General features: G+C 69.0%; 10 protein-coding genes. 7 read left to right on the top strand and 3 right to left on the bottom strand.

Features of this window, described 5'->3' with window-relative positions; all coding sequences use genetic code 11:
• Positions 1–472, bottom strand: a 472-nt coding sequence (locus NM2_RS46245) for an FAD-dependent oxidoreductase (RefSeq protein WP_157122063.1), incomplete at its 3' end; no start/stop codon positions are given.
• A 175-nt stretch (positions 473–647) separates the two neighbouring features.
• Positions 648–1265: a TetR/AcrR family transcriptional regulator gene (locus NM2_RS46240; RefSeq protein ID WP_067683990.1), complete on the bottom strand. Its 618-nt coding sequence runs from the start codon at positions 1263–1265 to the stop codon at positions 648–650.
• Positions 1266–1417: 152 nt separating this feature from the next.
• Between NM2_RS46240 and NM2_RS46235 the strand changes: the two genes are divergently transcribed.
• Both NM2_RS46235 and NM2_RS46230 read left to right on the top strand, forming a co-directional pair.
• The gene (locus NM2_RS46235) at positions 1418–2995 is read left to right on the top strand and encodes an FAD-binding oxidoreductase (RefSeq protein WP_067683978.1); all 1578 of its coding nucleotides are present in this window, start codon (positions 1418–1420) and stop codon (positions 2993–2995) included.
• A 225-nt stretch (positions 2996–3220) separates the two neighbouring features.
• Positions 3221–4204 carry a diacylglycerol kinase family protein gene (locus NM2_RS46230; protein WP_174575764.1) on the top strand — a complete coding sequence of 328 codons (984 nt, stop codon included), beginning with the start codon at positions 3221–3223 and terminating at the stop codon, positions 4202–4204.
• A 10-nt stretch (positions 4205–4214) separates the two neighbouring features.
• Here NM2_RS46230 and NM2_RS46225 read toward each other — a convergent pair whose 3' ends face one another.
• Positions 4215–4586: a hypothetical protein gene (locus tag NM2_RS46225; protein ID WP_067683976.1), complete on the bottom strand. Its 372-nt coding sequence runs from the start codon at positions 4584–4586 to the stop codon at positions 4215–4217.
• A 442-nt stretch (positions 4587–5028) separates the two neighbouring features.
• Between NM2_RS46225 and NM2_RS46220 the strand changes: the two genes are divergently transcribed.
• From NM2_RS46220 to NM2_RS46200, 5 genes are all read left to right on the top strand, one after another.
• Complete coding sequence (locus tag NM2_RS46220; RefSeq protein WP_067683973.1) at positions 5029–7731, top strand: valine--tRNA ligase; 2703 nt, start codon at positions 5029–5031, stop codon at positions 7729–7731.
• Positions 7728–9185 (top strand): bifunctional tetrahydrofolate synthase/dihydrofolate synthase, encoded by a 1458-nt coding sequence (gene folC / locus NM2_RS46215; protein ID WP_439957000.1) that lies wholly within the window; start codon positions 7728–7730, stop codon positions 9183–9185. The genes NM2_RS46220 and folC overlap by 4 nt, the downstream gene beginning before the upstream one ends.
• Positions 9182–9571, top strand: coding sequence for a DUF4233 domain-containing protein (locus NM2_RS46210; protein ID WP_067683970.1), 390 nt, complete (start codon positions 9182–9184; stop codon positions 9569–9571). The genes folC and NM2_RS46210 overlap by 4 nt, the downstream gene beginning before the upstream one ends.
• A 284-nt stretch (positions 9572–9855) precedes the next feature.
• Positions 9856–10272: a nucleoside-diphosphate kinase gene (gene ndk / locus NM2_RS46205; RefSeq protein ID WP_067683967.1), complete on the top strand. Its 417-nt coding sequence runs from the start codon at positions 9856–9858 to the stop codon at positions 10270–10272.
• Positions 10273–10860: 588 nt separating this feature from the next.
• Positions 10861–11707: translation initiation factor IF-2 N-terminal domain-containing protein (locus tag NM2_RS46200; protein ID WP_174575763.1), on the top strand; the 847-nt coding region annotated here is incomplete at its 3' end.

Genomic DNA, 11707 nt, shown 5'->3' with positions numbered 1-11707 from the left:
CGCGCCGCGAGCGCGGCAGGACCGCGGCCGGAGTTCCGGCGCTGCGCCGCAACACATCTCCGGCGGCGAATCCCGCGCGCACCAGCATCCGCTGTGCCGCACCGATATCCGGCAGTAACGGCACGAGCTGGGGAATCGGCCGGGTCAGATGCGGTGCGGTCGAGGTGAGCAGGATATGCCGTTCCACCGCGCTCTCGTACGCGATCCCGACGCCGCCGCCGGCCAGATATCGCAGCCCGCCGTGCACCAGTTTGGAACTCCACCGGCTGGTGCCGAAGGCCAGATCGCGCGCCTCCACCAGAACCGTCCGCAATCCCCGGGACGCGGCGTCCAGTGCCACTCCCACCCCGGTGACCCCGCCCCCGATCACCAGCACATCGACGACCCCGCCGTCGCCGAGCGCCCGCAATTCCCGTTCCCGCCGTGCGGCATTGAGCGCCGAATCACCGAAACCCTGTGCAGTTCCGTTCATCTCATAACTCCATCTCTCATCGCACGGATACGCGTCCGGGTGTCATTCGTGCGCACCGCACACTGCGGGGCGGGGTCCGGCTCGTCGCACGCGAGTCCGTGCCGGACTACTCGTGGCGACCGGTTTCGCGTGCTGTGGCCATCCATCCGGTCCCTGCGGCGCGGGCGTGGTGGGCTCACGGCGAGCCGGAGCCGTTGTCGGGGAGGAGGTAGCCGTCGATGGCGCGCGCGAGTTCGGCGTCCAGGCGGGATTCGGAGAGGATGTGGCCGACCATCGCGGCGGACTGGACGGCGGACTGGGATATCAGCAGGATCATCGTGGCCAGTTCCTCCGGATCGCCGGGACGGACCGAACCGTCGCGCTGGCCCTCCCGGATCAGGGCGGCGAACAACAGGATCAGCTCACGCTGGTTGCGACCGAGGCGCCCGAAGACGTAGGTCAGCATCAGATCGGTGTCGGTGCGGAAGATCTTGGCGAACAACGGATTCGCGCGCACCGTCGACGCCCCGGCAACGACGCCGTCGACCAGGCGGGCGCGGGCGGGACCGCTGGTGGGGATGGTCCGCACGACGATGCCGCGCAGTTCCCGCACCAGCAGTTCGGCGAGCAGTGATCCGGTGTCGGGCCAGCGCCGGTAGACCGTGGGGCGGCTCACACCGGCGCGGCGGGCCACCTCGGTCAGCGTGGTGCGGCGCACACCGAACTCCTCCACGCAGGCGCGGGCGGCGTCCAGGATCGCCAGGTCGATCTCGGAGGGTTCGTCGCCGGTTCCGGCGACATCGATTGTCTGCATCGGATCACTTGTCGGGTCGGGCGCGGTGTCGGCGGATCGCGCGTCGGTTCGATTACTGCTTGACATTCTATGTAAGACTGTAACGCATGGTTGATGAACGGCAGGACGCGTCTTCTGCGGCAATGCCGGGCGAGTTGTCATCCCGCCCGAGTATGGTGTGGGACGCCTGGGGCATTCCGTCCGGACATGCGCCGCTCCCGGAGAAGATCCGGACCTTGTTGGTGCAGGTGTTCGGGGTGTCCGGTGAGTCGGTGACGCGTCGCGATGAGGGCAACGTGCCACTGCGCGCCTCGGCCCTGTCGCAGGCGCACCTCACAGGGTTGTCGGCGGTGGTCGGCCCGGAGTGCGTCCGCACCGACCACCGCACCCGACTGTTGCACGCCGGTGGTAAGAGCACCCCGGATCTGCTGCGCCGCCGCTCCCCGGACTCGCAGGACGCGCCCGATGCGGTCGTCTTCCCGGGCGATCACGACGCTGTCCTGGGTGTGCTGAGCTACTGTGCCCAGCACGGTGTCGCGGTGGTGCCCTTCGGCGGCGGCACCAGTGTCGTCGGCGGGGTGGATCCGGCCCGCGATGGTTTCGAAGCCGTTGTCGCCCTGGACCTTCGGCGGTTGGCCGCGCTGACCGAGCTGGACGAGATCAGCCACACCGCGACGCTCGGCGCCGGGCTGACCGGACCGCAGGCCGAGGAACTGCTCGCGGCGCGCGGATTCTCCCTCGGGCACTTCCCGCAGAGTTTCGAATACGCCAGCATCGGCGGTTTCGCCGCGACCCGCTCGAGTGGGCAGGCATCGGCCGGATACGGCCGCTTCGACGACATGATCCAGCGCCTGCGGGTCGCGACCCCCAGCGGCACGATGGATCTCGGCCGCGCCCCGGCCTCGGCCGCGGGACCCGATCTGCGCGAGCTGTTCTCGGGGTCGGAAGGTGCGCTCGGCGTGATCACCGAGGTCACGCTGCGGGTGCATCCGGTGCCGGAAACCGTTGCGTACCAGGCATGGTCGTTCCCCGATTTCGCGACCGGCGCGGCCGCACTGCGCACGGTCGTCCAGGCCGGGGCCGCCCCGACCGTGTTGCGATTGTCCGATGAGGCCGAGACCGGCCTGAATCTGGCCCGCGTGGGCGATATCGGCGGCGCCCCGGTGGCCGGATGTCTGGCGGTGACCACGTTCGAGGGCACCGCGGCTCACGTCGAGGCTCGTAGCGCCGAGGCGAGTGCGCTGCTGGCCGCCGCCGGTGGGACCGCGCTGGGCGAGCAACCCGCACGGGAGTGGGAGCACGGCCGTTTCGCCGCGCCCTATCTGCGGGATGCGCTGCTGGACACCGGCATTCTCTGCGAAACCCTGGAAACCGCGACGAACTGGTCCAACCTCGCCGACCTCAAGGCCGCGGTGACCGCGGCCCTGACCGAATCACTGCGCGGCCAGGGCACTCCGCCACTGGTCATGGGCCATATCTCGCACACCTATCCGACCGGCGCGTCACTGTATTTCACGATCATCGCCAAACAGCTCGACGATCCGATCACCCAGTGGCACATCGCCAAACGGGCGGTGGGCGACGCCATCACGGCGGCCGGTGGGACCATCACCCACCACCACGCCGTCGGCCGGGACCATCGACCCTGGATGTCCGGCGAGATCGGCGACCTGGGCGTCCGGGTGTTGCGCGCGGTCAAGCAGGCGGTGGATCCCGCCGGAATCCTCAACCCCGGAAAGCTGATCCCATGAGTGTGCCTGTGGCGCAGCGTATATCGCGTGCTGGGGAGTCGATCATCGCCGGGCCCGAGTCGTGAGCGGGCTCGTGGTGCGTGAGTCGTCGGCACTGCTCAGGTCGGGCCCGGAGTCGGCCGTCGGCACGGCGTTCGATCGACCCGGAGCCATCGAATCTCGGCGAGGTGGTGTGGTGAGCAGGATGGCGGGGGAACCGTCGCCGCGCGCCGGCGGGGTGGTGTCGTGAACGGAGCCGCCGGGGTGGGCTCGATACTGCTGGTGACCAACCCGTTGTCGGGCCACGGGAAGGGCCAGGCCGCCGCTGCCGTGGCGGCGGCGCGGCTGCGGGCGCGCGGTGTGACGGTGGATGAGGTCAGCGGTGCCAGCGCCGCGGAATCGGTTCGCCTGGTTCGGGATCGGCTCACCGGCGGCGACGTGCCCGATGTGGTGGTCTGCGCGGGCGGTGACGGGCTGGTCTGCATCACCCTGCAGGCGCTGGCCGGTACCGGTGTGCCGCTGGGGCTGGTGCCCGGCGGCACCGGTAACGACCTGGCCCGCGAACTCGGTGTGCCGCAGGACGATCCGATCTCCGCCGCCGACATCGTCATGGGCGGCACGGTGCGCAGCATCGATCTCGGGGCGGCGGAGGTCGCGATCCCCGAGCCCGGAGCATCCGAATCCGCTTCGGCGGGAATCGGATTCGGCATCCCGGGACCGATCCGGTTCGCGACCGTGGCAGGTACCGGATTCGATGCCCGGGTCACCCTGCGCGCCAACCGCATGCGCTTTCCGAAGGGGCCGCTGCGCTACACCTTCGCCGCCGTGGCGGAACTGGCGGGCGGCCTCGCCGTGCCCTACCGCCTCGAATTATCCGGCGTGCCAGGGCAATCCGTGGGATCGGTCGTCGAGACCGAAGCGGTGATGGTCGCGGTGGGCAACACTCGCAGCTACGGCGGCGGCATGCTGATCTGCCCGGACGCGGCGATCGACGACGGGCTGCTCGAGGTGACCGTGGTCGGCGCGATGTCCCGGCGGGACATGATGCGCCTGCTGCCGACCCTGTCCGCGGGGAAGCGCGTCGATCATCCCGCGCTGAGCCAGTATCGCGCGGCCACCGTCGAACTGCGCGCGCCGGGCGCGCCGGTGACCGCGGACGGTGAGCCGGTCGGCATGTTGCCGACGACCTTCCGCGCGTTACCGGGCGCCCTGCCCGTGCTGGTTCCCTGACCGGATCGGGCTACCAGATCTGGACCACGGCCAGCTCCGGACCCGGTTGCAGAACCAGCGCGACCCGGCCGCCGGGCCGGCCGGCGGCCTCGGTGACGATGCTGGGCAGATCGGCCTGGACGTGATTGCCGTTCCTGGGCAGTTGCGAACCGCGTCCGATGCCGACGGCGATGGCGTCGCCCGGGAGCGCCTGATCGATCAGCGCGGGGATCGGACCGTTGGCGAACGCCTGGGTCTCGCCGTGATTCAGCTCGACCCCGACCCCGCCGGTCCGCGGCACGGTGACGGGTGCGATCGCCGCGGCCGAACCCGCGCCGGCGAATCCCGCGGCGATGCCCGCCGCGGTGGCCACGGTGGCGATGACAACAGTACGAGCACGCATGAGAATCCTCTTTCGTGAGTGATCGGCGGTCCGATCACGGCGCGAGCGAATTTCCGGAGCAGGCACAAGCAGCGAATGCACTGTTCGAACCAAGTAGGCAGGATCGCAGGCCGGGCGGCAACTCGAGCAGATGTGTGGCACAGCCGGTGCGCTCGCATACCTGAGGTGCGCCTGAGTGGCAATCATGCACCAACACAAAGGATTCGGGTCGAACCTGAGAATTCGATATGGAATTGGGAATACGGGGTGAATCGGCGGTAATCTGAACCTTGTGGGCGGGGTTTTCGGTGTCCCTCATCCGCCGAAAACCCCGCCCTCTCGGGTACCCACACCCCCGTTCGGCACGCGGGCGTGATCGCTGCGGAGCCGCCTGCGAGCCGATGCGGAACTCCTCTACCGGGGCCGTCGTCCGGCCCGCGACCCAACTCCTTAGAATCACACGGTGACCAGCACAGCCTCTGAGAACTCACGAAATCGTGCCGATGCCCTCCCCAAGAGCTGGAATCCCGGCGATGTGGAGTCGGACCTGTACGAGGGCTGGGTAGCCGCTGGTTACTTCGCCGCCGACGCGAAGAGCGCGAAGGCCCCCTACTCGATCGTGCTGCCCCCGCCCAACGTCACCGGCAACCTGCACATGGGCCACGCCTTCGACCACACCATCATGGATCTGCTCACCCGCCGCAAGCGCATGCAGGGCTACGAGGTGCTGTGGCTGCCGGGTATGGATCACGCCGGTATCGCCACCCAGTCCGTGGTGGAGAAGCAGCTCGCGCGGGACGGCAAGACCAAGGAGGACTTCGGTCGCGAACTGTTCGTCGACAAGGTCTGGGACTGGAAACGCGAATCCGGCGGTGCGATCCAGGGCCAGATGCGGCGCCTCGGCGTCGGCGTGGACTGGGCGCGGGACCGCTTCACCATGGACGAGGGCCTGTCCCGCGCGGTGCAGACCATCTTCAAGCGCCTGTTCGACGCGGGCCTGATCTACCGGGCCGAGCGGCTGGTGAACTGGTCGCCTGTCCTGGAGACCGCGATCTCCGATGTCGAGGTCAAGTACGAGGACGTCGAGGGCGAGCTGGTCTCGCTGCGGTACGGCTCGCTGAAGGACGACGAGCCGCACGTCATCGTGGCGACCACCCGGGTGGAAACCATGCTCGGGGATACCGCGGTCGCGGTGCATCCCGAGGACGCCCGGTACGCGAGCCTGATCGGCACCACGATCTACCACCCGATCACCGGGCGGCAGATCCCCGTCGTCGCCGACGACTACGTCGATCCCGAATTCGGTTCCGGCGCGGTGAAGATCACCCCCGCGCACGACCCGAACGACTTCGAGCTCGGCCTGCGGCACAACCTGCCGATGCCCACCATCATGGACAAGACCGGCAAGATCGCCGATACCGGAACCGAATTCGACGGGATGGACCGTTTCGAGGCGCGGGTGAAGATCCGCGAGCGCCTCGCCGAAGAGGGCCGCATCGTCGCCGAGAAGCGTCCCTATGTGCACAGCGTCGGCCATTCCGAACGTTCCGGCGAGCCCATCGAACCCCGGCTGTCCATGCAGTGGTGGGTGAAGGTGGAATCCCTCGCCAAGGCCGCGGGTGACGCGGTTCGGCACGGGGACACCGTGATTCACCCCGCGTCTCAGGAACCGCGCTGGTTCGATTGGGTCGACGACATGCACGACTGGTGCATCTCGCGTCAGTTGTGGTGGGGGCACCGGATTCCGATCTGGTACGGCCCCGAGGGCGAGGTCGTCTGCGTCGGACCGGACGAGCAGGCACCCGAGGGCTACGTCCAGGATCCGGACGTGCTGGACACCTGGTTCTCCTCGGGCCTGTGGCCGTTCTCCACGATGGGCTGGCCCGATGCCACCCCGGAACTCGAGAAGTTCTATCCCACAAGCGTTCTCGTCACCGGATACGACATCCTGTTCTTCTGGGTGGCCCGGATGATGATGTTCGGCATGTTCGTCTCCGGCGATCCGGTCATCACCGCTGGGAAGCCCGCCGACCTGGTGGAGGTGCCGTTCCGGGATGTGTTCCTGCACGGCCTGATTCGCGACGAATTCGGCCGCAAGTACTCCAAGTCCAAGGGCATCGGCGTGGATCCGCTGCTGTGGATCGTCGAATACGGTGCGGACGCAACGCGTTTCACCCTCGCCCGCGGTGCGCAGCCGGGCAGCGACCTGTCCGTCGGCCCGCCGCACGTGACCGCCTCGCGCAGTTTCGTCACCAAGCTGTTCAACGCCACCAAGTTCGCGCTGATGAACGGCGCGGCCCCGGGCGAGATTCCGGACCGCGCCGCCCTCACCGATGCCGACCGCTGGATCCTGGACCGCCTGGAATCGGTTCGCGCGGAAGTGGATTCGGCGTTCGACCGGTACGAGATCGGCAAGGCGTGCGAGGCGCTGTACCACTTCGCCTGGGACGAGCTGTGCGACTGGTACCTGGAACTGGCCAAGGTCCAGTTCGCCGAATCGGACGAGCGCGCCGCGAGCACCCGCACGGTGCTGGGCGTCGTGCTGGATTCGGTGCTGCGCCTGCTGCATCCGGTCATCCCGTTCGTCACCGAATCGCTGTGGCAGGCCCTGACCGGCGGTGCGGAAGGCGAGTCCATCGTCGTCGCGTCCTGGCCGCGGTCCTCGGGCGTGGCCGCCGACGAACCCGCCGCCCGCCGCATCGCGGACGCGCAGCGCCTGATCACCGAGATCCGCCGTTTCCGCAGCGATCAGGGCCTGACCGACAAGCAGAAGGTGGCCGCCGCGCTGATCGGCATCGACGACGCTGAGCTGACGGGGCTCTCGGCGGAGATCGCGAATCTGGCCCGGCTCACCGAACCCGGCGACGATTTCAGCGCGACCGCCTCGGTCCAGGTGCGGCTGTCCGGGGCGACGGTGACCGTCGAAATCGACACCTCCGGCACGGTCGATCTGGACGCCGAACGTCGTCGTCTGGAGAAGGATCTCGGTGTGGCGCAGAAGGATCTGACGAGCACGACGGCCAAACTCGCCAACGAGGCGTTCCTGGCCAAGGCCCCCGACGAGGTCGTCGCCAAGATCCGCACCCGCCGGGAGGTGGCCGAATCGGAGGTCGCCCGCATCGGCGCACGGCTCGAGGAGATCGCACGACTGGCGGCGAGCAAGTGAACTCCGAACCGGAATACCAGCACGGTTCCTCGGAGCGGCTGCACTCCGGGCCCTCCCCGGTGGACTTGGCGGAGATGGCGCTGGTCGAGGCCGAACTCGACCAGCGCTGGGGTGAGACCAAACTCGAACCCTCGCTGACCCGGATCGTGACGTTGCTCGATCTGCTCGGCTCACCGCAGCGCGCCTACCCGGCCATCCAGATCGCCGGGACGAACGGCAAGACCTCGGTCACCCGCATGATCGATGCGCTGCTCACCGCGCTGCACCGCCGCACCGGCCGGATCACCAGCCCGCACCTGCAACTGGCGACCGAACGTATCGCCATCGACAACGCGCCGATCAGCCCGGCGAAATATGTGGAGATCTATCGGGAGATCCAGCCGTACATCGAGATGATCGACCAGCGGTCCGAGGCGTCAGAGCCCCCCGGCCCGCGACTGAGCAAGTTCGAGGTGCTGGTCGCGATGTCCTACGCGGCGTTCGCCGAAGCGCCGGTCGACGTCGCGGTGGTCGAGACCGGGATGGGCGGCACCTGGGACGCCACCAACGTCGTGGACGGCCAGGTCGCGGTGATCACGCCGATCGGCCTGGACCACATGGACTATCTGGGTCCGGACCTGACCTCGATCGCGGGGGAGAAGGCCGGGATCATCAAGAAGGCCCCCGAGGATCCGCTCGTACCGCGCGAGACCGTCGCCATCATCGCCGAACAGGATCCCGAGGCGATGGACGTGCTGCTGCGTCGCACGGTGGAGGCCGATGCCGCGGTCGCGCGCGAGGGTTCGGAGTTCCGGCTGCTGTCCCGGCGGACCGCCGTCGGCGGGCAGGTGCTCGAGATCCAGGGCCTGGGCGGGGTCTACGACGAGATCTTCCTGCCCCTGCATGGCGAACATCAGGCGCACAACGCCGCGGTCGCGCTGGCCGCGGTGGAGGCGTTCTTCGGTGCGGGCGCGGATCGGCAACTGGACATCGACGCCGTGCGCGCCGGATTCGCGAACGCGATCAGCCCGGGACGGATGGAGCGCATGCGCAACGCGCCCACCATCTTCGTGGACGCCGCGCACAACCCGCACGGCGCGAAGGCCTTGGCCGCGACCCTGACCGAGGAGTTCGACTTCCGCAAACTGGTCGGCGTCGTCGGGGTGCTCGGTGACAAGGACGCCGCGGGCATTCTGGCCGCGCTCGAGCCGGTGCTGGACGAGGTCGTGGTCACCACGAACGGCTCACCGCGTGCGCTCCCGGTCGACGACCTGGCCGATATCGCGGTGCAGCGGTTCGGGGACGAGCGGGTGGTGACCGCGGCGACGCTTGCCGACGCGGTCGAGACCGCCATCGCCATCGCGGAGGAGGCGGGTGAATCCGGGGAACCGGTCTCCGGCGCGGGGATCGTCATCACCGGATCGGTCGTCACCGCGGGCGCCGCGCGCTCGCTGTTCGGAAAGGACCCCGCATGAGTGAGAATCCGGTGCCGCCCCCGGCGACCGACCCGTGGAAGGGTTTCCGCGGTGTGATGGCCGGTGCGCTGGTCCTCGAGGCCATCACGGTACTGCTCGCGCTGCCGGTGGTCGCCTCGGTCGGCGGCGGCCTGAGCTGGTGGTCGATCACCTATCTGGTCGGCCTGGCCGTGCTGATGTTCCTCGGCGCGGGCCTGCAGCGGCGTTCCTGGGCGATGCGGTTCAACATCGCCATGCAGGTGCTGCTCCTGCTGGGCACCTTCGTCGACCTGTCGATCGGCATCATCGGCGTAGTGTTCGTCGCGGTATGGGCGTTCATCCTGATCCTGCGCGCCGACGTGAAGAAGCGCATGGACCGCGGTCTGCTCCCCAGCCAGCGCACCTGACGCATCCGCCGCATACATCCGCGCCCCGCGATTGATCTCTGCCCGGCGCAACTTGCGGCGAACACCCCTCGAGCTGTGATTCGCCCAGCACAAGCATAATAAAACTGTCGAGACACGTTCGCTGCCAACGTAATCCGCACGGAGCGAGCCTTCGAGCGACCGTTCGCGGCCGGCTCGCCGTTCAGCCCTCGAAGCGCATGGGCGAAGCCCGAGTCTCGAGGGCTGAACGGCGAGCCTCAGGGGCCGCGAACCCGCCGGAGCGAAGCGGAGGCAATAATGACACAGTGACTGAGCAGACGTTGATACTCATCAAGCCGGACGGTGTCGCCCGTGGCCTGGTCGGTGAGATCATCACCCGCATCGAGCGCAAGGGTCTGAAGATCGCCGCGCTGGAGTTCAAGCAGGTATCGCAGGAGCTTGCGGCGGCGCACTATGCCGAGCATGCCGAACGGCCGTTCTACGGCTCGCTGATCGAGTTCATCACCTCGGGGCCGGTCGTGGCCGCCGTGCTCGAGGGGCCGCGCGCCATCACCGCATTCCGGCAGATCGCCGGTGGCACCGATCCGGTCGAGAAGGCCGTGCCCGGCAGCATCCGCGGCGACTACGCCCTGGAGACCCAGTACAACCTCGTGCACGGTTCGGATGCGCCCGAATCGGCCAAGCGCGAGATCGCCCTGTGGTTCCCGGAGTTCGCCCAGTAGTCGCCCGAACTTTCCGCCGGAGCGGGTTCGGCCCCGGTCGGCCCTGGGCGCCGAACCGGCTCCGATTCCCGCACGAACCCTGTCCGAGGAGCGGCATTGCCCTCTCGGTGAGTTTCCGCGCGCCCATGTTCGATGTCGCCGGTGCGCCGGTCCGCGCCCGTGGGACGGCGCTCCCGGGGGCCGTGAACACGCCGGAGCGAAGAGCAGGCAATTGGACACGGGAGCAATTTCCTCGAGAGCGTGTGGGATACTGGTCGTGGAAGTGCTCGATATCGGCCCTAGCGGCCGGTGCGGGCGCGGCCGAATGGCACTGCGGCTCGACGCCGATCATCGCTGCCCCGGACGGTTACCAAGACTCGGCTGTCCGGCCGCACGCTGGATGAGCGCTCGGACCCGGTGTTGGAGCCAACAGCCAGGCGCCGCGTGATCGGTTACCCGAACGACGACCGACAAGGTGACAACGGATCACGCGGGGCGGAGACCACTTGGCCTTGCGTCCACGGGGCGTGAGGCGAACGGACAGCGCCCCCGCGTTGGCCGCGTCACTCTCGGTCGAGTGGGACGCGCCCGGGGGTCCGAGGAGATTTCGTGGCCGATCAAGAGCCGCAGGAAACGTCGCACGATACGAATGGACATGCGCCGCAGCAGGCGCCAGGGGTAGGGGAGGCGGCGCAGTTGCCGGAACGTATCCGGGTACACGCGCTGGCGAAGCTGCTGGGAACAACCAGCAAACGCATTCTGGCCCATCTGACCGAGCTGGGGGCCGAGGCCCGCAGCGCGCAGTCGAGCCTGGATCGCACGGTCGCCGAGTCGGTGCGTGAAGCCTTCGTCCCCGCCGAGCAGGCGCCGGAGCAAGCCCCGGCGCAGGCCGAACCTCAGCAGCAGGAGGCTGTGCCGCCATCGGCGGCGAGTGCCGCCCCGGTCGCCGAATCGGCGACCGTCGAGGCGGGGGCAGCCCCCACCGCCGCGGTGAGTTCTCCCGAAACGGTGCCGAGCGCATCCGAGGCGACGGCAAGCCGTCCCGAGACGGCGGTGAGTACGCCCGAGGCGGCGGCGAGTAGCGCCTCGACAGCGGCGGGTACATCCGAGTCGGTGGCAAGCGGCTCCGATGCCGCGGCGAGTACGTCCCAGGGACCGGCGAGCGCGGTCGCTTCGACGCCTGAGGCCACCACCTCTCGGCCCGCGTCCGTCGCAGGTGCCGAGCCCACCTCGCGGCCTGCGCCCGCCGCGGAAACCGCACAGCCCGAATCCGCTGCTCCGGCCGCACCGCCGCAGCGGCAATCGCTGTTCACCAGCCCCTTCCAGACACAGCAGCCCCAGGCTCCCGAACCGGTGACCTGGGAGGCGCCCGCGACGGTCGCCGCACCGCTGTTCCTGCCGCCCGATGCCGCGGCTGCCGAGGAAGCACGGCGGCAGCGCCGAGCCGCCCGCCAGG

The sequence above is a fragment of the Nocardia miyunensis NBRC 108239 genome (assembly GCF_001613065.1).
In the GTDB taxonomy this organism is placed as follows: Bacteria; Actinomycetota; Actinomycetes; order Mycobacteriales; family Mycobacteriaceae; genus Nocardia; species Nocardia miyunensis.
This window is presented reverse-complemented; position numbering and strand designations above follow the sequence as displayed.

Bases quoted from the DNA above. Each gene is read 5' to 3' on its own strand.
- NM2_RS46225 (WP_067683976.1), bottom strand. From the start codon at position 4,586: ATGCGTGCTCGTACTGTTGTCATCGCCACCGTGGCCACCGCGGCGGGC.
- NM2_RS46235 (WP_067683978.1), top strand. From the start codon at position 1,418: ATGGTGTGGGACGCCTGGGGCATTCCGTCCGGACATGCGCCGCTCCCG.
- NM2_RS46240 (WP_067683990.1), bottom strand. From the start codon at position 1,265: ATGCAGACAATCGATGTCGCCGGAACCGGCGACGAACCCTCCGAGATC.
- NM2_RS46210 (WP_067683970.1), top strand. From the start codon at position 9,182: ATGAGTGAGAATCCGGTGCCGCCCCCGGCGACCGACCCGTGGAAGGGT.